Genomic DNA, 26,955 nt, shown 5'->3' on the forward strand with positions numbered 1-26,955 from the left:
TCGTCAGTCGCGGGCGCCGAGGGGGCCGCGATCGGCCAGCTCGACGTCCTGGTTGTAGCGGTAGAGCCGCGCGGGACGGTGGCTTCCGGTGCGGAAGCCGTCGGTGGGGATGAGGGTGCCGGAGTTCTCGACCTGACGGCGGAAGTTCGCCGGGTCCAGTCGCCGGCCGAGGATCGCCTCGTACACCTCGCGCAGCTCCGCGAGGGTGAACTCGTCGGCGAGGAGGCCATGCGCGATGCGGCTGTAGCCGACCTTGTTGCGCAGCCGCCACAGCGCGTACTCGACGATCTCGTTGTGGTCGAAGGCGAGCTGGGGCAGTGCTGCGGCGTCGAACCAGCGGACGTTCTCGAACGCGTCGCCGCGATCGCCGAGCCCCGTCGAGACATCGGGACGGATGAGAGCCCAGTACACGATCGAGACGACGCGCGAGGGGGAGCGGTCGACGGCGCCGAACGCGTACAGCTGCTCGAGATAGCTCGGCGCGAGCCCGGTGGTCTCGGCGAGGGTGCGGGATGCCGCCGTCTCGAGGTCCTCGGCGACGTCGAGCCATCCGCCGGGAAGCGCCCACTGCCCTTCGTGCGGGTCGCGCGTACGGCGCACCAGCGGCAGCACGACGCCGGTCGCCTCGCTGCCGGGAAGGGTCCCGAGCGAGAAGATCACGGTCGACACCGCGACGCGCGTCGGCTCGGCGGCCGTCGCGGCGGGGCGGGATTCGGGGCGGAGGACTGTTCTGGTCATGGTGACTCTAACTCTCGTCACCGATCATAGTGTCAATGTGACCAGAAGCCAAACGCCCGCCGTCACACGACACGGGCGACCCGGACGCGCCGGGACGTAGGGTCCTCCCAGACTCCCTGCATAGCCTGGCCGGAGGATTCGGGAGGAGTGCGGATGATCGTCGTCGACGTGCTGGTCGTGCTCATCCTGGTCGGGGCGCTCGTCGCCGGTCTGCAGCGCGGGTTCTTCGCCAGCATCGGCACCCTCGTGGGGCTTGCCGCCGGGGCGTTCGCCGCGTACTGGCTGACCCCGCTGGTGAGTTCGTGGGTCGGCTCGCCCGCCTGGCGCGGCCCCGTCGTGCTCGCGACCGCGATCGGCCTGCTGGGCGTCGGCGCGGCCGCCGGTGCGGCGATCGGAGCGGCGCTGCGCTCGGGCGCCGACCGACTCAAGCTGCGCGGCATCGAACGATTCCTCGGCGGACTCGCGTCGCTCGTCGTGGCGACGCTCGCGCTCGCACTGGTCGCCCCGGCGATCGCGGTGGCCGGCATCCCGGTCGTGTCGTCGGCCGTCGCCTCCTCCACCGTGCTGCGCGGGATCGATGCGCTCACCCCCGACCCCGTCGACGCCGCGCTCGCCGAGCTGCGCGGAGCGGTGATCGACGACGGGCTGCCGCGCTTGGGCGAGCTCCTGGGTCCCGGCGTCGCGGATCCTGCGCCCCCGGTCGCCCTGGACGATCCCGAGCTGGAGCGGGCCGCGGCATCCGTCGCCCGGGTCTCAGGCACCGCCTACGCGTGCGGGCGGGGATCGACGGGGAGCGGATTCGTCATCGCGCCCGATCGCGTCGTGACCAACGCCCATGTCGTGGCGGGAGTCGACACGCCGCTCGTCGAGCTTCCGGGCGTGGCCGCGCGCGAGGGGCGCATCGTGTACTTCGATCCGATCGACGACCTCGCGGTGATCGCCGTCGACGATCTGGGCGCCGAGCCGCTGCCGTTCAGCGCCACTCTTCCCGCGGGCGCCGCCGCGGCGATCCAGGGCTACCCGCACGGAGGCCCGTTCACGATGGTGACGGCGGGGGTCCAGTCGGCGGGCACCGCCACGGTGCCCGACATCTACAGCGACTCGTGGAACCCGCGCGAGATCTACGCGCTCGAGGCCGAGGTGCGTCCAGGCAACTCCGGCGGTCCGCTGCTGACTGCGGACGGTGCCGTCGCCGGCGTCGTGTTCGCGCGCGCCGAGCATGACGCGATGCTCGGATACGCCATGACGATGGCCGAGCTCACCCCGGTCGCCGCGCAGGCGCCGTCGCTGCAGAACGAGGTGTCGACGGGTCGCTGCGTGGGTTGACGCGCCGACCGGTATGCTTGCTGCGCAAGTCAACACCGGCCAACGACCCGGGCGGGAGAGCCTCGGCAGCGATATCGCCGAGCACCGAAGGAGCAAGCCTCCCCGCCAATCTCTCAGGTACGCGTACCGTTCGGGTGTGGCCGACTCTGGAAAGTGATTCGAGCGAAGCGAGAATCGGTTGAGTACGGCGCGAGCGCCGCATCGAGACCACTCTCGCAAGCCGACCGCTACGCGTCTCCACGCGAACGCGACGAATCCGCCGACGGTGAAACCCGGGTGTCCGCACCCGGTGAAACTCTCAGGCCCATGACAGAGGGGGAGTTCACAGGCGCCGTCCGGCGTCTGCCCGCCCGCGACCGGGAGAACTCATGCCAGATCAGAACTTGTCGGAGCCCCGCACCACGGTGCTCCACGACCGCCACGAGGCGCTCGGCGCCTCCTTCACCGACTTCGGCGGCTGGCTCATGCCCGTCCGCTACAGCTCCGATCTCGCCGAGCACCACGCGGTGCGCACCGCTGCCGGACTCTTCGACATCTCGCACATGGCGGAGTTCCTCGTGACCGGCGCGGATGCCGCGGTCTTCCTCGACTACGCACTGGCCGGACGCCTGTCGGCGATGCGCGCGGGCAAGGCGAAGTACTCCCTGGTCCTCGCGGAGTCGGGCGGCATCGTCGACGACGTCATCGTGTACCGCCTCGCCGACGATCGCTTCCTGGTGATCGCGAACGCCGGAAACCGGGATGCCGTCGCCACGGCGCTCGCCGACCGCGTCTCGGCCTTCCCGGACCCGCAGTCGCTCGACGGGAAGCCGCGGGTCACGGTCGAGGATGTGACCGACCACTTCGCCCTGATCGCCGTGCAGGGACCGGTGGCCCGTACCGTCCTCGAGTCGACGCCGTCCATCACCGACGTCGAGCCGGCGCTCGCCGACCTCGGCTACTACGCCTGGGCGTCGGGGTCGTTCGACGGCGAGACGCTGCTCATCGCGCGCACCGGCTACACCGGTGAGGACGGCTTCGAGCTTCTGGTTCCCCACCGCGCCGCCGGCGCGCTGTGGGACGCGCTCCTCGCGGCGGGCGAGCCGCACGGACTCGTGCCCGCCGGGCTCGCCGCCCGCGACACGCTGCGCCTCGAGGCGGGCATGCCGCTGTACGGCCACGAGCTGTCGCTCGACATCGTGCCCGCCCAGGCCTGTCTCGGCCGCGTCGTGGCGGCCGACAAGGACGAGTTCGTGGGCCAGGCGGGGCTCGCCGCCGTGGTCGCCTCCGACGCCCCGGTGCTCGTGGGCCTGGTCGGCGAGGGCAAGCGGGCGGGGCGCGCCGGCTACGCCGTGTTCGCCGACGCGGATGCCGCCACCCCGATCGGCGAGATCACCAGCGGCGCGCTCAGCCCGACGCTGGGGCATCCCATCGCCATGGCCCTGGTGTCGCCCACCGCGACCGAGCCCGGCACCACCCTCTTCATCGACGTCCGGGGGACCCGCATCCCCGCCATTGTGACCGACCTGCCCTTCTACCGGAGGAACTCATGACCGACCTCACCAGCCTCAAGTACACCGCCGAGCACGAGTGGGTCGCCCTCGACGGCGACATCGCCACCGTCGGCATCACCGACTACGCCGCCGACAAGCTCGGCGATGTGGTCTTCGTCGAGCTCCCGGCCGCCGGTTCCGGCGTGACCGCGGCGACCGTGGTCGGCGAGATCGAGTCGACGAAGTCGGTCGGCGAGCTCTACGCCCCGCTGACCGGCGAGGTCGTCGAGATCAACGACGCCGTCGTCGACGACCCGTCGCTGGTCAACGCCGACCCGTTCGGGGCGGGCTGGCTCGTGAAGCTGCGGGTCGAGGCGTCGGCCGTGGCCGATCTGCTCGACCGCGACGCGTACGTCGCGCTCACCGGCGGCGCCTGATGACGGGCCGTTTCGCCGAGCGTCACATCGGGACGGATGCCGCCGCCCAGCGCACGATGCTCGACGCGCTGGGCTACGACTCCGTCGACGCGCTCGTGCGCGCCGCGGTTCCGGCACCCATCCAGTCCCCGCCCCGCTCGACCACCGACATCCCGCCCGCCGCCACCGAGGCCGAGGCGCTCGCCGAGCTGCGTCTGCTCGCGTCGCAGAACCGCACCGCGCGGCCCATGATCGGCCTCGGCTACCACGACACCCTGACGCCGTCGGTGATCGCCCGTAACGTGCTCGAGAACCCGTCGTGGTACACCGCGTATACGCCGTACCAGCCCGAGATCTCGCAGGGTCGCCTCGAGGCGCTCATCAACTTCCAGACGATGGTGACCGACCTCACGGGCCTCGCCACCGCGAACGCCTCGATGCTCGATGAGGCGACCGCGGTCGTGGAGGGCATGCTGGTCGCCCGCCGTGCCTCGAAGGCCGCGTCGAACGTGTTCGTCGTCGACGCCGACGCGCTGCCGCAGACCAAGGCGCTGCTCGCGCACCGCGCCGCCGCCGTCGGCATCGAGCTGGTGGAGCTCGACCTCGCGCACGGCACGGCGTTCCAGGACGCGGCCGGCGAACCGGTCGAGCCGTTCGGCGTCTTCCTCCAGTATCCGGGGGCGTCCGGACGCGTGTGGGACCCCTCCGGTGTCGTCGACGCCGCCCACCTCGCGGGCGGCCTCGTCGTGGTCGCCGCGGACCTGCTCGCCCTCACGCTGCTGCGCTCGCCCGGCTCGCTCGGCGCCGACGTCGCGGTGGGCACGACCCAGCGCTTCGGCGTGCCGCTCGGCTTCGGCGGTCCGCACGCCGGCTACATGGCGGTGCGCCAGGGTCTCGAGCGGCAGCTGCCGGGGCGCCTCGTCGGCGTGTCGCAGGATGCCGCCGGCCACCCCGCCTACCGGCTGGCGCTGCAGACCCGCGAACAGCACATCCGTCGCGAGAAGGCGACGTCCAACATCTGCACGTCGCAGGTGCTGCTGGCCGTCATGGCCGCGATGTACGCGGTGTACCACGGGCCCGACGGCCTCCGCGCGATCGCGACCGACGTCGCCAAGAAGGCGGAGGCGCTGGCCGCGCGGCTGCGCGAGTACGGCCTGTCGCTCGCCTCCGACTCGTTCTTCGACACCATCCGCGTCACCACCCCCGGGCCGTCCCGCCGCGTGATCGAGCGCGCGCGTTCGCGCGGCTATCAGCTGTTCCAGGTCGACGATGCGACCGTCGGCGTGTCGGTCGACGAGACCACGACCGCCGACGACCTCGCAGCGGTGGCGTGGGCGTTCGGTCTGCCCGAGGGGGAGTTCCTCGGCTCCGGCGAGCAGGGCGAGCGCGTCGTGGCGTTCACGGATGCCGAGCCCCTCGCGGGCGTTCCTTCGGCGCTCCTGCGAGTGGAGGAGTACCTGACGCACCCCGTCTTCAACACGCACCGGTCCGAGACGGCGATGATGCGCTATCTCAAGCAGCTCGCCGACCGGGACTACGCCCTGGACCGGGGCATGATCCCGCTCGGGTCCTGCACGATGAAGCTCAACGCGGCGACCGAGATGGCGGCGGTGTCGTGGCCGGAGTTCTCGCGCGTGCATCCCTTCGCCCCGGAGGACGACGTCCGCGGCTATCTCGCGATGATCGAGCAGCTCGAGGTGTGGCTGGCCGAGGTCACCGGGTACGACGCGGTGTCGCTGCAGCCCAACGCCGGCTCGCAGGGCGAGCTGGCGGGTCTCATGGCGATCCGCGGCTACCACCGCGCGAACGGCGACGAAGGACGCACGGTGTGCCTCATCCCGTCGTCCGCCCATGGCACGAACGCGGCCTCGGCGGTGCTCGCCGGCATGCGGGTCGTCGTCGTCGCATGCGACGATCGCGGGAACGTCGACCTCGACGACCTGCGCGCCAAGATCGAGGCGAACGCCGACGAGCTCGCCGCGCTCATGATCACCTACCCCTCGACGCACGGCGTCTACGAGCACGACGTGCTCGAGATCACCCAGGCCGTGCACGACGCGGGCGGCCAGGTGTACGTCGACGGCGCGAACCTCAACGCCCTCCTCGGCTACGCCCGCTTCGGCGACCTCGGCGGCGACGTGTCGCACCTCAACCTGCACAAGACGTTCGCGATCCCGCACGGCGGCGGCGGCCCGGGGGTGGGCCCCGTCGCGGCGAAGGCGCACCTCGCCCCTCACCTCCCGTCGCATCCGTTCTCGCAGCGGGCCGATCACGCCGGCGGAGTGTTCGACGGCGGGCCGATCTCGGCCGCGCCGCACGGTTCGGCCGGCATCCTGCCGATCTCGTGGGCGTACGTGCGCATGATGGGCGCCGCGGGCCTGCGCGACGCGACGGCGGCGGCGGTGCTGGCCGCGAACTACATCGCCTTCCGCCTCCGCGACCACTACCCGGTGCTGTACACGGGCGAGGACGGCCTGGTGGCGCACGAGTGCATCCTCGACCTGCGGCCGCTGCGCGAGGCCACCGGAGTCTCGGTCGACGACGTCGCCAAGCGCCTGATCGACTACGGCTTCCACGCCCCGACGATGTCGTTCCCGGTCGCCGGCACCCTCATGGTCGAGCCGACCGAGTCCGAGGACCTCGGTGAGATCGAGCGCTTCATCGAGGCGATGATCGCGATCAAGGCCGAGGCGCAGCGCGTGGCGGCGGGGGAGTGGCCCACCGGCGACAACCCGCTCGTGAACGCCCCGCACACCGCCGAGGCCGTCGTCGCGGGCGACTGGGCGCGTCCGTACTCGCGGGAGACCGCCGTCTACCCGGTGCACTCCCTCGTGCGCACGAAGTACTGGCCTCCCGTCCGTCGCATCGATCAGGCCTACGGCGACCGCAACCTCGTGTGCGCCTGCCCGCCGATCGAGGCCTTCGCCTGACCCACCCACCCCTCCCGCTCGACCCCCCGGGTCGGCCCTGGAGTCCACCCCTGACCGCGAGAGTGCAGCTGGTGGCCGAGAGATAGGTTGCTTCCCTACTCCTCGGCTGCCAGATGCTCTCTCGCGGACTCGGAGGGGGCGGTCAGGCGGTGCGGGGCGCGTGTGGAGAGCTCCCGTCTCATGGAGTAGAGCGGCGCCGACTGCTCCGGGGCGATCGGACGCAGCCCGGCGCCGAGGAGGATGTGCTGCAGGGGCGTGACCGACGTGGTGTCGCCCCACCCCCAGTGCACGACCGCGTTCACTTCGGCGTGGCTGCGCAGGCGGCGGTCGCGAAGATGCTGACGCCGGTGGATGGTCGCGGCGTCGCCGAACCGGCCGTCGTACTTCAGGTCGCCGTCTGCCTCACCGACGATCCCGAGCGAGCGCCAGAGCGTATCGCCGCGGTCCTCCGTACCCGACTCCGATCGGAACACGGCCTGCAGCTCGGGTGCGGGGAACCCGAGCCACTCGATGACGCAGAGGCTGACGGACTCGAGCGCCGTCTCTGCGAGAGCCGTGCTGCGGGTGAGGGCCCAGCGCGCGATGTTCCGGCCCCGACTGCTCGCTCGGGCCTCGTTGCCTGCGATCAGGAGGTCCCGGGTCAGCACGGGGTCGACGCGCAGCGCGGCGTCCGCGGCCGATCGACCGACCGACGGATGGCGATGGCGTGCCAGGTCGATCGCGGTGTCGGCAGGAGAGGTGAGCGCGAGTCCGTTCGATTCGATGATGGTCCTGTCGTGACCGGCCCGATGCGAGCGCACGCCGGCGACCAGGCGAGCGGTGCCCGATCTCTCGACGAGGATGTGGACGATGACCGGATCGCCGAAGATCGGCATGCCGAGGAGTGCCGCCGCCGACTCGCAGCAGAACACCGCTCCCGGCAGCACGAGTGCCACCGCGTGAACGCGCGCCAGGTATCGATCCCACGGTGCAAGCGCCTTCCACAGTCGTGCGGACGCGTAGACCCCGTGGCGAACCTTCACGAGCACGCCCGCCGCGACTCCCCGCTCGGGATGCGGTACATCCGTCCAACACAGGAGGGGAATCGGACTCGGCCTGACGATCGTGGACGCGGCGATGAGCGGCATCCGCCCACCCTTCCGGTCCACCACGCCGCCGGGTCGCCCATCCGCGCGATCTGTGGACAGCTCCTCCCCGCCGCCAGCTGTGGAGGAGTCCGCCCCCCACGCCGAGAGTGCACCTGGTGGACGAGGGGTAGGTCAGCTCCCTCACCCTCGTCCACCAGATGCACTCTCGCGGTTGGCATGAGCCGGGGCCGGGGCCGGAGCCGGGGACGGGGGAGCGGGGACGGGGAGCGGGGAGGGGGAGCGGGGCCGGGGGAGCGGGGACGGGGAGCGGGGCGGGCGGGGGCCCGGGCGCGGTGCGGACGCGTCAGCCCGCAGAGGAGGGAGTGGGCGTGGGCGTGGGCGTCGGAAGCGGGGCGAAGACCCCTGGCCACAGCGCGGCGGCGAGCGGATAACCGACGAACGCGACGACGTCCAGGAGCGTGTGCGCGATGACCAGCGGCATCACCCGGCCCCAGCGCTGGTAGCACCAGCCGAACACGACGCCCATCGCGAAGTTGCCGACGATCGCACCGAACCCCTGGTACGCGTGATACGCGCCGCGCAGCGCGGCGGTGGAGAGGATGATCGTCCACGTTCCCCAGCCGAGCCGGCGCAGGCGGTCGAACAGGTAGCCGATGAAGACGACCTCTTCGGTCAGCCCTGCCCTCAGCGCCGAGAGCACGAGCAGCGGCACCGTCCACCACGCGGTGTCGAGGGGCGAGGCGACGACGGTGACAGTGACGCCCAGGGCGCGACCGGCGGCATACAGCGCGAGGCCCGGCACGCCGATCACGGCGGCGAGCAGGATGCCGCGACCCAGGTCGCCGCCGAACCGCGAGAAGTCCAGCCCGATGCGGCGGAACGCGCTCATCCCCGGCTCCCACAACAGGTACAGGACGAGCGCCACCAGCGAGAGCGCGAAGAAGATCGAGAGCAGCTGGTAGACGATGTCCCACAGCGCCTGGGCGTCGCGCGACGGATTGACCTGCGTCTGCTGGGATCCGAGCGGCACTGGCGCCAGGAGCCGGCGCACGAGAGACAGCACCGAGTAGAGCGCCGACTGTCCGACCGAGACGGCCAGGACGATCCAGACCTCCCACGTCACCCGTCGCCTTCCGGCGCGGTCGAGCGGCGAGGCGATCGTGGGAACCCTCCGATCCGCGAGGGCGTCAGGCACCGTCATCTTGTCAGATTGTCACACTTCGCTTCCATTGAGTTAAGGCTCTGTAACGTTTTCTCGGATCGTTTTGACCATCTCACACCCGGTGCTTATGGTTTTCCCATCCGCGCCCCCGTTCGGCCTTGGCCTGACGTGTGCGCACAACCCTGCACAGGAGGAACAGTGAGAATGAAGCGCATCTCGGCCGCGGTGGCGCTCACCGCGGCTGGCGCACTGGTGATCTCGGGTTGCGCCGCCGGTGGCGGCGACGACAACGGCGACGACTCCGGTCTCGTCGAGGGCTCGTCGATCACCGCAGCGTGGAACCAGGCGTTCTACTCGATGAACGGCAACACGTCGTTCGGAAACGCCACAGCCAACAACAACATCAACTACTTGGTGCTGGACGGCTTCAACTACTACAACAACACGCCCGAGCTCGTGCAGAACGAGTCGTTCGGCTCCTACGAGCTGGTCAGCGAGGACCCGTTGACGGTGACCTACACCATCAACGAAGGCATCAAGTGGTCGGACGGCACCCCCGTGGACGCTGCCGACATGATGCTGTACTGGGCAGCCGAGTCGCGTGCACTGGACACCCCCGACTTCGACCCGGACGAGTTCATCGACCCCGACACCGGTGAGTTCACCGACGCCTTCCCGACCGATGTCGTCTACTTCGACTCGGGCGCCACGCCCACGTCGGGCCTCGGCCTCGTGACCGAGACGCCGGAGATCGGCGAGGACGGCCGTTCGGTCACCATCACCTACGACCAGCCGTTCGTCGACTGGGAGCTCAACTTCGCCACCATGGGCGAGATGCTCCCGGCGCACATCGTCGCGAAGAAGGCTCTCGACATCGAGGACAACGAGGAGGCCAAGCAGGCTCTTCTCGACGCCATCGAGAACGACGACGCCGCCGCTCTCGCGCCGATCTCGTCGTTCTGGAACTCGGGCTTCAACTTCACGTCGATGCCCGACGACCCCGACCTGGTGGTCGCGAGCGGTCCGTACATCATCAGCGACTACGAGGCCGACCAGTTCGTGACGCTCACGGCGAACCCCGAGTACGCCGGTGACAACACCGCGAACATCGAGGAGATCACGATCCGCTTCATCCCCGACCCGCTCGCTGCGGTTCAGGCGCTGGAGAACGGAGAGGTCGACATCATCCAGCCGCAGGCGACCGCCGACATCACGACGGCGCTCGAGAGCATCGACGGCATCACGGTGAACACCGGCGTCGGTGGCACGTACGAGCACGTCGACCTGCAGTTCGACCAGGGCAAGAACCCGGAGAACATCTTCTCGAACCCGCTCGTCCGCCAGGCGTTCATGAAGGTGATCCCGCGTCAGGAGATCGTCGACACGCTGATCAAGCCGATCATCGGCGACGACGCGATCCTCCGCTCCTCGCAGCTGTTCGTCCCGGGCGCCGAGGGCTACGACGAGGCGGTCGAGACCAACACGTCGGCCGACTACGCCGAGGTCGACATCGAGGGCGCCAAGGCGCTGCTGGCCGAGTCGGGCATCACCGACACCTCGGTCTGCATCCTCTACGCCTCGAACAACCCGCGTCGCGTCAACGAGTTCGCGCTGATCCAGGCGTCGGCTGCTGAGGCCGGCTTCAACGTCACCGACTGCGGCTCCGAGGAGTGGGGCGGCCTGCTCGGCACGCCCGGCGGCTACGACGCCTCGCTGTTCGGCTGGCAGTCGACGAGCCTCGGCGTGACGAACTCGCTGCCGACGTTCGAAAAGGGTGGGATCAACAACCTCAACTTCTACTCGAACGCTGAGGTCGACGAGATCATCTCGAAGCTGAACGTCGAGTTCGACGAGCAGGAGAAGATCGATCTGCAGATCGAGATGGACCGACTGCTGTGGGAGGACTTCTACGGCGTCACCATCTTCCAGTTCCCCGAGGTCACCGCCTTCAGCGACCGCGTGACGAACATCGACGCCTCGATCCTCGCTCCCACGATCTTCTGGAACGCGTGGGACTGGGAGGTCACGGACGCCGGTACCGAGGAGTAAAAACCGACACGGTTCACGCTGAGCTCGCGCTCGGCTCACACCGAGGTGGGGTGCAGGTCCCCGAGGGGGCCTGCACCTCACCGCGTTAGACTCCTCTCAGCGGTGGAGCACGGGGCCTGGCCGTCTCGCCGGCCCCGCCTCCTTCGCTGTTTCATCGATTGGCAGGCGGCCACAACATGGCTTCATTCATCATCCGGCGGTTGATCGCGTCGATCTTCGTGCTCTTCGCCGCGACATTCCTGATGTATCTGCTCGTGTCCTTCTCGGGAGACCCCCTGGAAGACCTGCGGCAGAGCAACGCTCCGAACAAAGCCGAGCTCATCGAAGCTCGCACCAAGCTCCTCGATCTCGACGTCCCGCCTCCGCTGCGCTACTTCCTGTGGCTCGGCGGCGTGTTCCGCGGCGACCTCGGCATCAGCATCCAGAACCAAGCGGTCAACGCGATGCTGGGGAACGCGATCACGTCGACGCTGACGCTGGTCACCACCGCCACGGTCGTGGCGATCGTCCTCGGCATCTCGGTCGGTATCGTCTCGGCACTGCGTCAGTACACCGGCTTCGACTACGGCGTGACGCTGCTGTCGTTCCTGTTCTTCTCGCTGCCCATCTTCTGGGTCGCCGTGCTGCTCAAGCAGTACGGCGCGATCCAGCTGAACAACTGGCTGGCGGACCCCACGATCTCGGTGCCGGTGATCATCGGCATGTCGATCGTGGCGGGCCTCATCTGGATGTCCCTCCTGGGCGGCCGCTGGCGACGCCGCCTCACCGTGTTCGGTATCGCCGCCGTCGCGACCGGGGCGGTGCTGACCTTCCTGTCGGTCACCGAGTGGTTCGCCGACCCCAGCATCGGGATCGTCGTGTACGCGTTCCTCGCCCTGGGCATCGCCGTCGGCGTGACCGCGGTCTCGACCGGTCTGCGCAACCGCAAGGCGCTGTACGCCTCGCTCATCGTGGCGGGGATCGGCATCGCGCTGTACTTCCCGATGGTGAACAACATCCTCAACGGGATGACGCTGTGGTTCTTCCTGCTGCTGGCGTTGCTGGCCGTCGTCGTCAGCGGTGCGATCGGCTGGTTCATGGGCGCGCCCGACCGCGGGCCGGTGGTGCGCACCACGGCGATCGTGGGCCTCCTGGTCGCGGCGTTCATCGCACTCGACAAGTACATGTCGTACTGGCAGGCGTATGCCAACTCCAGCCGTGTGCGCGGCCGGCCGATCGCGACCGTCGGCTCATCGACACCGGGCCTGGGCGGCAACTTCTGGGTGCAGGGCATCGACCTGTACACGCACCTGCTGCTGCCGACCATCGCGATCATCCTGATCTCGTTCGCGAGCTACACGCGCTACTCGCGCGCGAGCCTGCTCGAGGTCATGAACCAGGACTACATCCGCACCGCGCGCGCGAAGGGCCTGACCCAGCGCACGGTGGTCGTGCGTCACGCGTTCCGCAACGCACTCATCCCGATCACGACGATCATCGCCTTCGACGTGGGCGCCATCATCGGCGGCGCGGTCGTGACCGAGACCGTCTTCGGCTGGACCGGCATGGGGCGACTGTTCGTCACCGCCCTCGACGCCCATGACCCGAACCCCGTGATGGCGTTCTTCGTCGTCACGGGCACGCTCGCGGTCCTGTTCAACCTCATCGCGGACCTCATCTACGCGGCCCTCGACCCGAGAATCAAGGTGGGCTGACATGAACACCACAGTCGTCAACGAACCCGGCGAGCTCGAGACCCAGGCCACGGCCGAGATCTCGATCGAGCAGAAGGAGACCGAGGGCCTCAGCCAGGGCCAGATCGTCCGCCGGCGGTTCTTCCGCCACCGCGCCGCCCTCACCTCGATGATCGTCCTGGCGTTCATCGTCATCCTCGCGTTCACCTCGGTGGGCGTCGATCTGTGGGGTGTCCGCATCCCCGGATGGTGGCAGTATTCGTGGAACCAGATCCCCACCAAGGTCAACAACGGCGTCCCCACGATGAGCCTGTGGCCGCTGCAGTTCGGCGATCATCCGTTCGGGCAGGATGAGGTCGGTCGCGACATCTTCGCGGTCGTGATGCGCGGCACCCAGCAGTCGATCATGGTGATGGTGATCGCCGGCGTCGTCGCCACGATCATCGGCGTCGTGATCGGCGCCATCGCGGGCTACTACGGCAAGTGGACCGACTCGGTGCTCATGCGATTCACCGACGTCATCATCACCATCCCGCTCATCGTGATCGGCGCGGTGCTGGGCAACATGTTCGGCAGCCTCGGCGCCGCAGTGCTGGGCGTGGTCATCGGCCTGTTCGCGTGGACGACGATGGCTCGACTCGTGCGCGGCGAGTTCCTCACCCTGCGCGAGCGCGAGTTCGTCGATGCCGCACGGGTCTCGGGTGCGCGGGATCGCCGGATCATCTTCCGGCACATCCTTCCCAACGCCGTCGGCGTGATCGTCGTGAACGCGACGCTGCTCATGGCGGGTGCGATCCTGCTCGAGTCGTCGCTGAGCTTCCTCGGGTTCGGCGTGCAGTCGCCCGACACGTCGCTCGGAAAGATCATCTCCGAGAACCAGGCGGCGTTCTCGACGCGCCCGTGGCTGTTCTGGTGGCCGGGTATCTTCATCATCGCGATCGCGCTGTGCGTCAACTTCATCGGCGACGGTCTGCGCGATGCGTTCGACCCGCGCCAGAAGAAGATGCCGAGCGAGCGCGCCATGGCCCGAGCCGGCCGCGCAGGCGGCCCGGTGGCTCCGATCCTCGATACGACCGAGCCTGCCGAGGCTCCGGACGTGGTGGTCGGGATGCAGACGGCCTTCACCGGCGACGACATCGTCAACTTCAACGACCCGCGTCGTGAGGAGCCGGGCGACGCACAGCACAAGCCGCTCGACCCGGAGCGATGACGTGACGCTGCTAGACCAGCAGACCGATCGCGGTGGCCGCGGCGAGAGCCGCGACCACCGCGGCGGTGGCCCAGTGCCACGTCACGGTCGCCGCTTCCGGATCGATGCCGCTGGCGAAGGCTCCGGCATCCCGCAGCCGCTCCCAGTGGCCGCGGATCAGCTGCGCGAGATTGCCGCTCGGGGTCGTGAGCGCGTCGGCGGGGCGCAGTTCGCCCACGCCGCCGCGAGCCGACTCGCCGACGCCGTCGAAGTCCTTGGCGGCCAGGCCCAGAGTGCGGTGGCGGCCCGGCGCAGGCGCCGCCCACACCGTGACGCGGCCCTGTGCGGTCCGCAGCGTCAGCGAGTAGCGCGTGTCGATCGACACGATCGACGGCCACGGCACGAAGTGCGTGCGCAGCACGTTCTCGACCGTGATCCCGTGCTCGGCCACGGTGAGGCTCGGACGCCAGAACAGCGCCCAGGCCACCACCGCGACCAGCAGCACCGGCCACACGTAGCGCCACGCGGCAGCGGGCTCCGACCAGAACAGCGCGACGACGCCGAGCGCGCACACCACGACGGTCACGACAGCGAGCGTGCGGCCGAACACCGGCCGGTAACGGACCTCCTGGAACGACATGACCTCAAGCTTTGCAGATGGGACACCACGAATGACTGACACGACGGGCATGGACGCCGACATCGCGGCGTCGCGAGACGCCCTCCCGGAGACGATCCTCGAGGTCGACAACCTCGGGGTCGAATTCTGGGTCGAAGGCGAGTTCTACCCGGCCGCGATCGACATGAACTACGAAGTCCGCCGTGGCGAGGTCCTCGCCATCGTGGGCGAGTCGGGCTCGGGCAAGAGCACGAGCTCGATGGCGCTGCTGGGGCTCCTCCCCGAGAACTCGCGCGTGACCGGCTCGATCAAGCTGCTGGGGCGCGAGCTGCGCGGGGTCGACGATGCGACGCTGCGGTCGCTGCGCGGCAACGAGATCGCGGTGATCTTCCAGGAGCCGATGACGGCGCTGAACCCGGTGTACACGATCGGGTTCCAGATCATGGAGGCGCTGCGCTCGCACGACCGCGACCTCGCGCCGTCCGAGGCGAAGGACAAGGCGATCGAGCTGCTGCGCATGGTCGAGATGCCCAGCCCGGAGCAGTCCTTCCACAAGTACCCGCACCAGCTGTCGGGCGGCCAGCGCCAGCGCGCGATGATCGCCCAGTCGATCTCGTGCGACCCGCTCCTGCTCATCGCCGACGAGCCGACGACGGCGCTGGACGTGACGGTGCAGGCCGAGGTCCTCGATCTGCTGCGCAACCTGCACAAGCGCCTCGACTCGGCGATCATCCTCATCACCCATGACATGGGAGTCGTCGCCGACCTCGCCGATCGCATCATGGTGATGAAGAACGGCCTCGTGGTCGAGTCCGGCTCCGTGGAGAAGATCTTCCACGATCCTCAGCATCCGTACACGCAGCAGCTGCTCGCGTCGGTGCCGCACCTCGGCCTCGGTGTTCTCGAGGATGCGGAGCCCGGTCCCGAGGTCGTCGCGACCGAGACCTCGACCGTGCCGTCGGTGTCGTCGATCCGCGAGCGCGCGTCCGGAGCGGCGGGGGTCACGATCGAGACGCGTACCCCGGTGCTGCATTTCGAGGACGTCGCGATCGACTACCCCAAGCGGGGGCGCATCCCGGCGTTCCGTGCGGCCGAGCACATCGACCTCGCGATCTACCCGGGCGAGATCGTCGGGCTCGTGGGCGAGTCCGGCTCGGGCAAGACGACTCTCGGCCGCGCCGCGATCGGCCTGCTGCCGATCGCGGAGGGCAAGCTCACGGCCGTCGGCACCGACATCTCGCACGCGTCGCAGAAGGACCTCTTCGCGATCCGCCGCAAGACCGGCATCGTGTTCCAGGATCCGGCGTCGTCGCTGAACCCCCGCATGCCGATCGGCCAGTCGATCGGGGAGCCGATCCTCCTCGCCGAGGTCGCCAAGGGCAAGGACCTCGACCGCCGCGTCGAGGAGCTCCTCACCCAGGTCGAGCTGCCGAGGTCGTACCGCAACCGGTTCCCGCACGAGCTCTCGGGCGGACAGCGCCAGCGCGTCGGCATCGCACGTGCGCTCGCACTGGCACCCGAGCTGCTGGTCGCCGACGAGCCGACCTCCGCGCTGGACGTGTCGGTGCAGGCTCGATTCCTCGACCTGCTGCAGGAGCTTCAGCAGCAGCTCCAGTTCGCGTGCCTGTTCATCAGCCACGACCTGGCCGTCGTCGACATCCTGGCGCACCGCATCGCGGTGATGCACCACGGCAAGCTCGTCGAGACGGGTACGCGCGACGAGATCCTGCGCGGCGCGACCGACCCGTACACGCAGCGTTTGATCGCGGCCGTGCCGGTGCCCAATCCCGAGGAGCAGCGCGTGCGCCGCGAGGCCCGCGCCGCGCTCCTGCAACGCACCGGGTCGACCGTCAGCTGACCGGCACGCGACACGGCGTGAAGACACGTGCCGTCCGGGCCTCGTCCCGGGCGGCACGTGCCGTTCCGGGGAGTGCTCAGACTGTCCCGGTAGACTGACGGATGCCGGCATCCCGGCGCTTCCCCGTACTCCAAGGATTCCCTCATGGCGCGCGCCCTCCGTCCGGACCTCCGCAACGTCGCGATCGTCGCCCACGTCGACCACGGCAAGACGACCCTCGTGGACGCCATGCTCCGCCAGACCGGCTCCTTCGGCGAGCACGCTCACGTCGAGGAGCGCGCGATGGACTCGAACGACCTCGAGCGCGAGAAGGGCATCACGATCCTCGCCAAGAACACGGCGATCACCTACAACGGCGTGCACACCGACGCCCCGGTGACCATCAACGTCATCGACACCCCCGGCCACGCCGACTTCGGCGGCGAGGTCGAGCGCGGGCTGTCGATGGTGGACGGCGTCGTGCTGCTGGTCGACGCGAGCGAGGGCCCGCTGCCCCAGACCCGCTTCGTGCTGCGCAAGGCGCTCGAGGCGAAGCTGCCGGTGATCCTGCTGGTGAACAAGACCGATCGCCCCGACGCGCGCATCGCCGAGGTCGAGGAGGAGGCCCACGATCTGCTGCTCGGACTCGCGTCCGACCTGCATGAGGACGTGCCGGACCTCGACGTCGACGCTCTGCTGGACGTGCCGGTGGTCTACGCGAGCGGACGCGCGGGCGCGGCATCCCGAACCCGTCCCGCCAACGGCGACCTGCCCGACAACGGCGACCTCGAGCCGCTGTTCGAGGCGATCCTCGAGCACGTGCCCGCCCCGTCGTACGACGACGAGGCGCCGCTGCAGGCGTGGGTGACGAACCTCGACTCCAGCCCGTTCCTCGGGCGCCTGGCGCTGCTGCGCGTCTTCAACGGCACGCTGCGCAAGGGCCAGACGGTCGCCTGGGTGCGCCACGACGGCACGACGAGCAATGCCCGCATCACCGAGCTGCTGAAGACCCGCGCCCTGGAGCGGTACCCGGCCGACTCCGCCGGCCCCGGCGACATCGTCGCGATCGCGGGCTTCGACGACATCACGATCGGCGAGACGATCGCCGACCCCGAGGATGTCCGGCCGCTGCCGCAGATCCACGTCGACGACCCGGCGATCTCGATGACGATCGGCACCAACACCAGCCCGCTGGTGGGCAAGGTCAAGGGTCACAAGCTGACGGCGCGCATGGTGAAGGATCGCCTCGACCGCGAGCTCGTGGGCAACGTCTCGCTGAAGGTCGTCGACATCGGCCGCCCGGACGCGTGGGAGGTCCAGGGCCGCGGTGAGCTGGCGCTGGCCATCCTCGTCGAGAACATGCGCCGCGAGGGCTTCGAGCTGACCGTCGGAAAGCCCCAGGTCGTCACGCGCAAGGGCGAGGACGGCAAGGTCAAGGAGCCCTTCGAGCACCTCACGATCGACGCGCCCGAGGAGTACCTGGGCGCCATCACGCAGCTCATGGCGGCGCGCAAGGGCCGCATGGACAACATGACCAACCACGGCACCGGCTGGGTGCGCATGGAGTTCATCGTCCCCTCGCGAGGCCTCATCGGCTTCCGCACCGAGTTCCTCTCCACCACGCGCGGCACGGGAATCGCGAACGCCATCTCGCACGGATACGACGACTGGGCAGGTCACATCGTGACGCGTCAGAACGGCTCGATCGTCGCCGACCGCGCCGGTGTCGTCACGCCGTTCGCGATCATCGCCCTGCAGGAGCGCATGTCGTTCTTCGTGCAGCCGACGCAGGAGGTGTACGAGGGCATGGTCATCGGCGAGAACTCGCGCGCCGACGACATGGACGTGAACATCACCAAGGAGAAGAAGCTCACCAACATGCGCTCGTCGACCGCCGACTCGTTCGAGTCGATGACGCCGCCGCGTCAGCTCTCCCTCGAAGAGAGCCTGGAGTTCGCGCGCGACGACGAGTGCGTCGAGGTGACGCCCGAGATCGTGCGCATCCGCAAGGTGGTGCTGAACGCGACCGAGCGGGGCCGCGCGGCCGCCCGCATGAAGCGTCAGGACGCGAACGCGTCGTAGTCGAGCGGATGCCGCGACCCGGCCCGCTGCGGAAGCGGGCCACCTCTGGTCTCGTGGACCGGTTCCACCGTCGGAGGCTCTCGCTAGCATGACGGCGTGAGTTCCGTGCCCCACTTCGACGACGCGCACAGTGCCGGCGAGGCGAAGGCGGCGGTGCGCGAGGCGCTCGGGGTTGCACTCGCGACGAGCGCCTACGGCGTCTCGTTCGGCGCCCTGGCGGTCGCGTCGGGCCTCGACGTCTGGCAGACCTGCGTGCTGAGCCTCGTCATGTTCACCGGCGGCTCGCAGTTCGCCTTCGTCGGGATCGTCGGCGCCGGGGGACTGGCGGCCGTGCCCTCGGCCATCGCGTCGGCCGCGCTCCTCGGTGTGCGCAACGTCGCGTACGGCATCCGGATGTCGCCCGTTATCGGCGCAGGGTTCTGGCGGCGCGCCGCGGCGGCGCAGTTCACGATCGACGAGTCGACCGCCGTCTCTCTCGCGCAGACGAGTCCGCGCGCCCGCACCCTGGGCTTCTGGGTCACCGGGATCGGGATCTACGTCGGCTGGAACCTCTCGACGCTCGCCGGCGCGCTGCTGGGCGATGTCCTCGGCGATCCGCGTGCGTACGGCCTCGACGCCGCCGCCGCTGCGGCGTTCCTCGCGCTGCTGTGGCCGCGACTGCGCGCCCGGCAGCCCATCGTGGTGGGTGTCGCGGCGGCCGTCATCGCGACCGTCCTCACTCCGGTGCTGATGCCGGGGCTCCCGGTCATCATCGCCGCCGTCGTCGCGATCGCCGTCGGCTGGACGAACTGGCTCGGTTCGGCCACCGAGGACGACACTCGCGAGCCCTCCGACGTCGCCGAGCGCGGGGGACTCCCATGACGCTGTGGACGGCCGTGCTCGTGGCGGCCATCGTCTGCGTCGCGCTGAAGACGGTCGGCTATCTCATCCCGCCGAAGTGGGTCGAGGCGCCACGGCCGCTGCGCATCGCGGACCTGCTCACGGTGGCGCTGCTCGCGGCGCTCGTCGCGGTGCAGACCCTCGGCGACGGCCAGGCGATCGTCGTCGACGCGCGGGTGCCCGCCCTCCTCGTCGCCGCCGGGCTCCTGCTGCTGCGGGCACCCTTCCTGGTGGTGGTCGCCGCCGCGGCCGTGGTCGCGGCGCTGTTCCGGCTGTGGGGCTGGGCGGCCTGACGGCGCCTGGCCGCGCGCCGGGCGAGGCTCGGCGAGGTTGCAGAGGATGGGGGGATGCCTCGGCTCGAGGCATCCCCCCATCCTCCCGCCGATCAGCCGGTCGCGACGCAGGCGGCCGAGTAGTCGGTCTGATCGAACGACGGCCCTTCGTAGAAGGACTCGATCGTGCGCAGTCCGAGGTCGACCTCCGGGTCGGGTACTCCGATGTTGACCGCCTGGTTGGCGTTCGCCTGGGGGTCGCCACCGTAGGTGTGCGGCTGCACGAGGCCGTCGAAGTCGACGGTGAGACCGTCGATCACCGACGCGATGCCCTGAGGCGTGAGGTCGCCGGCCTCGGCCGCAGCCTCCAGCGCCGCCTTCAGCGGGTAGCCGATGGCCCAGCCGATGATGTAGCCGCCGTTCGGGGGCAGTTCACCGTCGAGCGACGCCTTGACGGCTTCGATGGCAGCGCTGGAGCCGTCCCAGTTCTCGTACGGCGTCATGTGGTTGTAGAGCGCCTGCAGCGCGGGAGCGGCCGCCGACCCGAGCAGCGCGGGGTTCCAGGTCGGAAGCGAACCCAGGAACCGTCCGGTGAAGCCGCTTGCCGCGAGCTTGCCGACGATCTCCGCCGTCTCGGCCGGACCGATGGCGAGCACCACGACGTCCGGCTGGCCGGCGAGCACCGCGGCGACCACGGCGTCCTGGTTCCCGACGACCTGGTTCGGGCCGGTGCCGATCGGATCCAGCGCGGTGGCGCCGTTGACCTCCGCCCACCGCGAGACGCCGACGGCGGAGTCGCCGCCGTAGTCACCGGGGTAGCCGACGGCCTGCACGGTCGACGGCGCGCCGTTGGCCTCGGCGAACCAGTCCAGTCCGGCCAGTGCCTCGGTGCAGTACGAGTATCCGGTCTCGAGGATGATGCCGCCGTCGTTAGCGTCGAAGGCGTACCCCGACCACCACGAGGTGGGCACGGTCACGAGGCTGCGTTCGATCATGTCGGGCAGCACCGACTCGGTGTTCACCGTGCCCAGCGACTGCGCGATGCCGGCGATGCTGCCGGCGATCTGCTGGTACTGCGCGGCGTGCTCCGCAGCCTGGTACTTGGTGTCGCGGGTGTAGGTGTCGATGTCGATGTCGTATCCGCCGATACCGCCCTCCTCGTTCACCTCCGCCCAGAACGCACGCTGCGCATCGGTGATGGGCACCGCGAGCGCTGCGAACGGGCCCTCGGTGAGGTCCGAGAGCACACCGAGGTAGATGCAGCCGTTGTCGTCGTTCACGGCATCCGGACAGGGCTCGGCGGTGACACCGGCGCCCGTGGCGATGTCGCCGTCGTCCCCGTCGCCGGTGGGACCGGCGTCGGGGGTGACCTGGGTGCAGGCGGAGAGGGTGAGAAGCCCCGCCGCGACGAGGGCGAGTGCCGCGCGGCTTCGTCGACGCATGGACATGCTGTGCTCCTTCTGTTGTGGGTGGTGTTCAGTTGTCGGTGCCCGGTCAGTAGGAGAACGGCCAGGCCTTGAAGTAGTTGCGCACCCGGACCCAGAGGCCGTAGAGGCCGCGGGGCTCCAGGGTGATGAAGAGGATGATCAGCACGCCGAAGATGATCGTCTGCAGCTGGAAGACGTTGATCAGCCCGCCGCCCGAGACGGTGATCCACGGGATGACGTGGGTGAGCTCTTCGAGCAGGCGCGGGACGAGCACCACGAAGCAGGCGCCGATGATCGTGCCCGAGATCGTCGCGATCCCGCCGATGACGATCACCGCGAGGAAGTCGATCGACAGGAACAGGTTCCACTGCTCCGGGGCGATGCGGCCGACGAGCATCGAGAACAGCGCGCCGGCGACGCCCGCGTACGCCGACGACAGCGTGAACGCGAGTGTCTTGGTGCGCAGCAGGTTCACGCCCATCATCTCGGCGGCGATGTCCCGATCGCGCACGGCGGCGAACGCCCTGCCGAACCGGCCGCGCATGAGGTTGCGGGCCGCGACGCCCAGTGCCAGCAGCAGCACCAGGCACACCAGGTACAGCGAGACCCACGGCGGGACGAGCACGGGACCGATCGCGTAGGTGGCACTCAGGTCCACGCCGAACAGGGTGCGCTGCGCGACGCCGCGGCCGACTCCCTGCCCGCCGGTGATCGGCACCATGACCTTGAACAGGTGCTCGCCGAGAATGAGCAGGCCGAGGGTCAGCACGGCGAGGTACAGACCGCGCACCCGCGTGGCGAGCGGCGCCACCATCAGTCCCAGCAGTCCCGGGACGATCGCTGCGGCCGGCAGCACGATCGCCAGGTCGAGCCCGAGCCCCCACGTGGTGGCGCCGGGGGTGCCGCCCAGGACCGCCGCCGTGTAGGCGCCGAGGCCCACGAAGAACGCATGGCCGAGCGAGACCTGCCCGGCGTATCCGGTCAGCAGGTTGAGCCCGATTCCGGCGATCGCGTAGATGACGGCGAGCGTGAGCAGATAGGTCAGGTCTGCGGCGACGAGGAAGGGGGCCGCCACCGCGATCGCGATGAGCACCACCGTCCAGAAGCGCTTCGCGGGCGTGTTCAGCAGCGCCTGGTCGGCGGCGTAGCTCGTGTACAGCGACGGACGGCCACGGCGGATGCCGCGTGCGACCGTGCCGCGGGACTGCTCGAAGTCCAGCCGTGCGGAGGAGCCGGTGAGGCGACGGGATGCCTCCGCCAGCGTCTCGGTCGGGGTCATACGCGCTGCACCTCCCGGGTGCCGAAGATGCCGTAGGGCCGGATGAGGAGCACCACGATCATGAGCAGGTAGGGCACGACGTTGTCGAAGTTCGTGCCGAGCCAGGGGGCGACCACGGGCTGATACGTCTTGGTGAGTGCCATGGCGACGCCCACGATGAGTCCGCCCGCGACAGCGCCCTTGAGGGAGTCCAGCCCACCGATGATGATCGCGGGAAGCGCCACGAGGGCGAACAGCGCATCGGTGGCCTGCACGACGGATCCGTTGGCGGCCAGGAGCGCTCCGGCCAGCGCGGCCAGGCCGCCGCCGATCGCCCACGAGATCGAGAACATGCGCCCCACCGAGATTCCCTGCGCGAGTGCGGTCTCCTGGTCGAGCGAGGTCGCGCGCATGGCGAGCCCGAGCTTGGACCGCGTGAGCCACCACCCCAGCAGGCCGATCACCGCCAGAGAGATGACGAATCGCGCGATCGCGCTCTCGTAGATCTGCACGCCGCCGGTGCACCCGGCCACCCCGAACGACTCGGTCGCCGTTCCGCCGAGGCAGATGGTCCGCAGCTGCCACGGATCGCCGACGGTGCGAGGCTTCGAGTCGAAGAGCCGGAACGCGACGACCAGCAGCACGATGAAGAGGCCGACCGTCACGATCGCCGCCGAGAACGCGGGCCGGCCCACCATCGGCCTGATCGCGACCCGCTCGATGCCGGCCGAGAGCAGCGCGATCACGAGCATCGCCGCCGGTACCGCCGCGAAGAAGGGGAGACCCAGCTGCGTCGCCAGAACGCTGGTGGCGAACGTGCCGAGGATGAGGAGTGCCGGCTGGGCGAAGTTCAGCACGCCGGTCGCGCGATAGATGATGACGAAGCCGACCGCGATGAGGGCATACACGGCACCTTGGCCGAGCCCGGTCGCCAGTGAGGACAGCAGGGTCGTCATCCGTTCCTCCCCAGGTCGTTCCCGGCGTACGCGGTGGTGCCGGCGTACATGTCGTCGATGAGGTGAGGCACGGTGGCGGCGAACGCCTGGCGCTTGAGCTTCTGGGTGGCGGTCAACTCGCCGTCCTCGTGATCGAGCTCCTTGGTGAGCATGCGGAACTTGCGGATCGACTCGACGCGCGCGAAGCGCGTGTTGACGTCCTTGACGATGCCCGACACGAGTACGACCACATCGGGCTTCTCCGACAGGTCCCGGTAGGTCGTGAAGTCGATCCGTCGACGCGCCGCCCAATCGGCGACGGTGTCGTACTCGATGCCGATCAGCGCCGTCAGATAGGGGCGGCGGTCGCCGATGACGACGGCCTCCTTGATGAAGGGCGAGGCCTTCAGCGCGTTCTCGATCTCGCTCGGGGCGACGTTCTTGCCGCCCGCGGTGATGATGATGTCCTTGATGCGGTCGACGATGCGCAGATGAGTGCCGTCCACCCACTCGCCGACATCGCCGGTGTGCAGCCATCCGTCGGCGTCGAGCGTCTGAGCGGTGGCGTCGGGGCGTCCCCAGTACCCGACGAACGTGCCGGGGTGCCGGGTCAGCACCTCGTTCGTCCCCTCGGCGAGCTTCACCTCGGCGAAGGGCTGCGCTTCGCCGACCGTGCCGACGATAGAGCGCCCCCGGCGATTCGTCGTCGCGATCGCGGCGTTCTCGGTCATGCCGTAGGCCTCGTAGAGCGGCACGCCGATGCCGAGGAAGAAGGCGAGCACGTCGGGGGCGATCGGGGCGGCTCCCGAGATCGCGTGCTTGACGTGCAGAAGCCCGAGGCGCTTTCGCAGCGGCCGGTACAGCGGCAGCCACCCCAGCGCGTACAGCACGCGGGCGCGCGCGGTGAACTCGCCGCCGTGGGCCATGCGGTCGTGGGCGATGGTCCGGCTCCACCTCATGCCGAGGGCGTACACCGCGCGCTTGAGCCGCGACGCGCCGGCCATCTTGATCGCGACCGCCGCCTGGATCTTCTCCCAGATCCGCGGGACCGCGAAGAGGATGGTGGGCTGCACCTCGGCCAGGTCCATGGTGACCGTGTCGATCGATTCGGCGAAGTGCACCACGGTGCGCGTCGCGAGGTTGGCCCAGAGCGAGATCCCGCGCTCCACGACGTGCGAGAGGGGCAGGTAGGACAGCAGTGCATCGCGCGGGCCGACTCCCCGGCCGAGGATCCCGTCATCGAGCGCCAGGACCATCGACGAGAAGGCGACGTTGCGCGCCGAGAGCATGACTCCCTTCGGCGGTCCTGTCGTGCCCGAGGTGTAGATCAGCGTGACGATGTCGTCGGGGGAGCGAACGGCGTCGACCTCCTCGAGCAGGTTCGGATGCGCTTCGCGGTGCCGGTCGCCGCGTTCGAGGAGCTCGTCGATCGAGAGCAGCTTGGGGTGGTCGTAGGACGCGAGCCCGCGGCCGTTCAGGAACACGATCCACTCCAGGTCGGGGCACTCCGGCTCGGCAGCGAGGGCCTTGTCGACCTGCTCCTGATCCTCGGCGATGAGCACGCGCGCGCCGGAGTCCTGCAGGAGGTACGCGACCTCGGCCACAGGGTTGGTCGGGTAGAGGCCCACGATCGCGGCCCGCAGCGACGAGGCGGCGACGTCGGCGAAGAGCCATTCCGGGCGGTTCTCGGACTGGATGGCCACGCGGTCGCCCGGGCCTACGCCGAGCGCGGCCAGCCCGAAGGCGATCTCGTCGACGAACCGCCGATAGTCCCCCCACGTGATGTCGCGCCACACTCCGGACTGCTTGACCCGCAGCGCGGTGTGGCCGGGGATCTCCGCCGCCGTCTCGCGCAGCATCCGGGGGAGGTATCGATGCTCGAAGTCGGGCGTCGCCGCCTCGTGGGCGGGGGTCGAGGTCGTGACGGCGTCGCTCATGCCGGGCGTCCCCTCTCCGCCGCTGCCGTGGAGGACTCGGGCGCGCCCAGGTCATCCATCACCTGCTCGGCGACGTCGCGCGTCGCACCACCGAGATACGCGGCGATGACGGCCGGGTCCCGCTGGACCTCCGCGGGGGTGCCGACGGCGATCCTGCGTCCGAAGTCGATGACCATGACGCGGTCGGCGAGGTCCATGACCAGTCGCATGTCGTGCTCCACCATGATCATCGAGGTGCCGAGCTCGCTGCGGATGTCGAGGATGAACCGCGCCATGTCCTCGGTCTCCTCCGAGTTCATCCCCGCCACCGGCTCGTCCAGCAGCAGGAGCCGCGGTTCCATGGCCAGGGCTCGCCCCAGCTCGATGCGCTTGCGGATGCCGTAGGGCAGGATGCCGACGGGCATATGCCGGAGGCGCGCCAGGTCGAGGAACTCGATGAGGTCCTCGATGCGCCGGCGCGCGGCGAGCTCGTGCCGCCGGGCGCGGCCGAGCCACAGCATCCCCTCCGGCCAGCTGTAGGTCGTCGTCTGGTGGCGTCCCAGCAGGAGGTTGTCCAGCACCGAGAGGTTGTCGAACAGCTCGACATTCTGGAAGCTGCGCGCGACGCCCCGGCGGGCGATCTCGTCCGGTGCGTGGCCGAGGAGGCTTTCTCCGCCGAGCTGGATCGAGCCCGCCTGAGGCCGGTACACCCCCGAGATGCAGTTGAACGTGGACGTCTTGCCCGCACCGTTCGGTCCGATGATGGCGAACAGCTCGCCCTCGTCGACATCGAACGAGACGGCGTCGAGCGTGGTCGCGCCGCCGAAACGCAGGGTCAGGTCCGAGACTTCGAGGAGCCGGCTCACGACAGCCACCGCTTGCGTCGCTTGTAGTGCTTGACATCGCGAAGAGTGCCGGCGCCGGTGCCGGTGCCGAGATAGAACTCCCGGATGTCGTCATCGTCGCGCAGGGCCTGCGCAGGGGCATCCATCACGATCTTCCCGTTCTCCATGACATATCCGTGGTCGGCGATCGACAGCGCCATCGCCGCGTTCTGCTCCACCAGGAGCACGCCGGTCCCGCTCCGGCGGATGTCGACGACGAGGTCGCGGATCCTCTCCACCACCTGCGGCGCCAGCCCGAGGCTCGGCTCGTCGAGCAGGATGTACTTGGGGTCTGCCATCAGCGCGCGCCCGATCGCGAGCATCTGCTGCTCGCCGCCGGAGAGGTAGCCGGCCCGTTGGCTGCGGCGCTCGCCGAGGACCGGGAACATCCCGTAGACCCGATCGAGCTTCTCGGCGATCTCGCCGCGGCCGCGGGTGTAGGCGCCGACGCGCAGGTTCTCATCGACGGTGAACTCGATGAACACCCGCCGGCCCTCCATCACCTGGCTGACGCCGCTGCGCACGACGTCGGCGGCGCGGCGCGTGTCGACGGGCGCCCCGTCGATCGACACATGGCCGCGTGTGATGCTGCCGCGGTGCACGTCCAGCAGGCCCGTCATCGCCCGCAGCAGGGTGGTCTTGCCGGCGCCGTTGGCGCCGAGCAGCGCAACGATCCCGTCGCGAGGAACCCGGATGCTCGCGCCTTTCACGACGAGCATCACGTCCTCATAGACAACCTCGATGTTGTGTACGGCCAGGGTCATGGCGTCCCTTCAGTCGCAGCGCTGCGATGCCTAGAAGCT

At 69.6% G+C, this 26,955-nt stretch carries 21 protein-coding genes and 1 riboswitch; of the genes, 11 read left to right on the forward strand and 10 right to left on the reverse strand.

The annotated features are described in order from the left end of the window. Window positions 1-3: 3 nt before the first annotated feature. Window positions 4-738 carry an NUDIX hydrolase gene (locus IM778_RS06390; protein ID WP_194411208.1) on the reverse strand — a complete coding sequence of 245 codons (735 nt, stop codon included), beginning with the start codon at window positions 736-738 and terminating at the stop codon, window positions 4-6. Between the two features lie 153 nt (window positions 739-891). On the opposite strand from IM778_RS06390, the gene IM778_RS06395 reads away from it, so the two are divergent. The 4 genes from IM778_RS06395 to gcvP all read left to right on the forward strand — a co-directional run bounded on the left by IM778_RS06395 (window position 892) and on the right by gcvP (window position 6,882). Then, window positions 892-2,064, forward strand: a complete 1,173-nt coding sequence (locus tag IM778_RS06395; protein ID WP_194411209.1) for a MarP family serine protease — start codon at window positions 892-894, stop codon at window positions 2,062-2,064. 42 nt (window positions 2,065-2,106) lie between these two features. Continuing rightward, window positions 2,107-2,203: riboswitch (glycine riboswitch) on the forward strand. A gap of 229 nt (window positions 2,204-2,432) precedes the next feature. Further along, the gene (gcvT, locus tag IM778_RS06400) at window positions 2,433-3,596 is read left to right on the forward strand and encodes a glycine cleavage system aminomethyltransferase GcvT (RefSeq protein WP_194411210.1); all 1,164 of its coding nucleotides are present in this window, start codon (window positions 2,433-2,435) and stop codon (window positions 3,594-3,596) included. After that, window positions 3,593-3,973, forward strand: coding sequence for a glycine cleavage system protein GcvH (gene gcvH / locus IM778_RS06405; protein WP_194411211.1), 381 nt, complete (start codon window positions 3,593-3,595; stop codon window positions 3,971-3,973). Before gcvT ends, gcvH begins: the two co-directional genes overlap by 4 nt. After that, a complete protein-coding gene (gcvP, locus tag IM778_RS06410; RefSeq protein WP_194411212.1) occupies window positions 3,973-6,882 on the forward strand; it encodes an aminomethyl-transferring glycine dehydrogenase in 2,910 nt (969 codons plus the stop codon). Before gcvH ends, gcvP begins: the two co-directional genes overlap by 1 nt. Window positions 6,883-6,977: 95 nt before the next feature. On the opposite strand, the gene IM778_RS06415 is transcribed toward gcvP, so the two are convergent. Beyond that, window positions 6,978-8,009 (reverse strand): hypothetical protein, encoded by a 1,032-nt coding sequence (locus tag IM778_RS06415; protein WP_194411213.1) that lies wholly within the window; start codon window positions 8,007-8,009, stop codon window positions 6,978-6,980. Between the two features lie 304 nt (window positions 8,010-8,313). Then, a complete protein-coding gene (locus IM778_RS06420) occupies window positions 8,314-9,171 on the reverse strand; it encodes a CPBP family intramembrane glutamic endopeptidase (protein ID WP_194411214.1) in 858 nt (285 codons plus the stop codon). 165 nt (window positions 9,172-9,336) lie between these two features. On the opposite strand from IM778_RS06420, the gene IM778_RS06425 reads away from it, so the two are divergent. From IM778_RS06425 to IM778_RS06435, 3 genes are all read left to right on the forward strand, one after another. Then, window positions 9,337-11,181, forward strand: a complete 1,845-nt coding sequence (locus IM778_RS06425; protein ID WP_194411215.1) for an ABC transporter family substrate-binding protein — start codon at window positions 9,337-9,339, stop codon at window positions 11,179-11,181. A gap of 176 nt (window positions 11,182-11,357) precedes the next feature. Then, the gene (locus IM778_RS06430; protein ID WP_194411216.1) at window positions 11,358-12,875 is read left to right on the forward strand and encodes an ABC transporter permease; all 1,518 of its coding nucleotides are present in this window, start codon (window positions 11,358-11,360) and stop codon (window positions 12,873-12,875) included. A gap of 1 nt (window position 12,876) precedes the next feature. Beyond that, window positions 12,877-14,064: an ABC transporter permease gene (locus IM778_RS06435; RefSeq protein WP_194411217.1), complete on the forward strand. Its 1,188-nt coding sequence runs from the start codon at window positions 12,877-12,879 to the stop codon at window positions 14,062-14,064. 10 nt (window positions 14,065-14,074) lie between these two features. On the opposite strand, the gene IM778_RS06440 is transcribed toward IM778_RS06435, so the two are convergent. Then, window positions 14,075-14,683: a PH domain-containing protein gene (locus IM778_RS06440; RefSeq protein ID WP_194411218.1), complete on the reverse strand. Its 609-nt coding sequence runs from the start codon at window positions 14,681-14,683 to the stop codon at window positions 14,075-14,077. A 31-nt stretch (window positions 14,684-14,714) separates the two neighbouring features. Between IM778_RS06440 and IM778_RS06445 the strand changes: the two genes are divergently transcribed. The 4 genes from IM778_RS06445 to IM778_RS06460 all read left to right on the forward strand — a co-directional run bounded on the left by IM778_RS06445 (window position 14,715) and on the right by IM778_RS06460 (window position 19,753). Further along, complete coding sequence (locus IM778_RS06445; protein ID WP_194411219.1) at window positions 14,715-16,520, forward strand: dipeptide ABC transporter ATP-binding protein; 1,806 nt, start codon at window positions 14,715-14,717, stop codon at window positions 16,518-16,520. A 144-nt stretch (window positions 16,521-16,664) separates the two neighbouring features. Next, a complete protein-coding gene (typA, locus tag IM778_RS06450; protein ID WP_194411220.1) occupies window positions 16,665-18,581 on the forward strand; it encodes a translational GTPase TypA in 1,917 nt (638 codons plus the stop codon). A 96-nt stretch (window positions 18,582-18,677) separates the two neighbouring features. Next, a complete protein-coding gene (locus tag IM778_RS06455) occupies window positions 18,678-19,442 on the forward strand; it encodes an AzlC family ABC transporter permease (RefSeq protein ID WP_228484779.1) in 765 nt (254 codons plus the stop codon). After that, window positions 19,439-19,753: an AzlD domain-containing protein gene (locus IM778_RS06460; protein WP_194411221.1), complete on the forward strand. Its 315-nt coding sequence runs from the start codon at window positions 19,439-19,441 to the stop codon at window positions 19,751-19,753. The genes IM778_RS06455 and IM778_RS06460 overlap by 4 nt, the downstream gene beginning before the upstream one ends. 92 nt (window positions 19,754-19,845) lie before the next feature. Here the strand turns inward: IM778_RS06460 and IM778_RS06465 are convergent, their stop codons facing one another. From IM778_RS06465 to IM778_RS06490, 6 genes are read right to left on the reverse strand one after another with little or no spacing between them, the layout of a single operon-like run. Further along, window positions 19,846-21,180 (reverse strand): ABC transporter substrate-binding protein, encoded by a 1,335-nt coding sequence (locus IM778_RS06465; protein ID WP_228484780.1) that lies wholly within the window; start codon window positions 21,178-21,180, stop codon window positions 19,846-19,848. 46 nt (window positions 21,181-21,226) lie between these two features. After that, window positions 21,227-22,438, reverse strand: a complete 1,212-nt coding sequence (locus IM778_RS06470; RefSeq protein WP_194411222.1) for a branched-chain amino acid ABC transporter permease — start codon at window positions 22,436-22,438, stop codon at window positions 21,227-21,229. Then, window positions 22,435-23,373: a branched-chain amino acid ABC transporter permease gene (locus tag IM778_RS06475; protein ID WP_194411223.1), complete on the reverse strand. Its 939-nt coding sequence runs from the start codon at window positions 23,371-23,373 to the stop codon at window positions 22,435-22,437. The genes IM778_RS06470 and IM778_RS06475 overlap by 4 nt, the downstream gene beginning before the upstream one ends. Beyond that, complete coding sequence (locus IM778_RS06480) at window positions 23,370-25,289, reverse strand: AMP-dependent synthetase/ligase (RefSeq protein ID WP_228484781.1); 1,920 nt, start codon at window positions 25,287-25,289, stop codon at window positions 23,370-23,372. Before IM778_RS06480 ends, IM778_RS06475 begins: the two co-directional genes overlap by 4 nt. After that, window positions 25,286-26,134, reverse strand: coding sequence for an ABC transporter ATP-binding protein (locus tag IM778_RS06485; protein ID WP_228484782.1), 849 nt, complete (start codon window positions 26,132-26,134; stop codon window positions 25,286-25,288). Before IM778_RS06485 ends, IM778_RS06480 begins: the two co-directional genes overlap by 4 nt. Beyond that, on the reverse strand, window positions 26,131-26,916 hold the full coding sequence (locus tag IM778_RS06490) for an ABC transporter ATP-binding protein (RefSeq protein ID WP_194411225.1): 786 nt from the start codon (window positions 26,914-26,916) through the stop codon (window positions 26,131-26,133). The genes IM778_RS06485 and IM778_RS06490 overlap by 4 nt, the downstream gene beginning before the upstream one ends. Window positions 26,917-26,955: the final 39 nt, after the last annotated feature.

Origin of the sequence: Microbacterium cremeum (genome assembly GCF_015277855.1) — a bacterium.
Classification (GTDB): Bacteria; Actinomycetota; Actinomycetes; order Actinomycetales; family Microbacteriaceae; genus Microbacterium; species Microbacterium cremeum.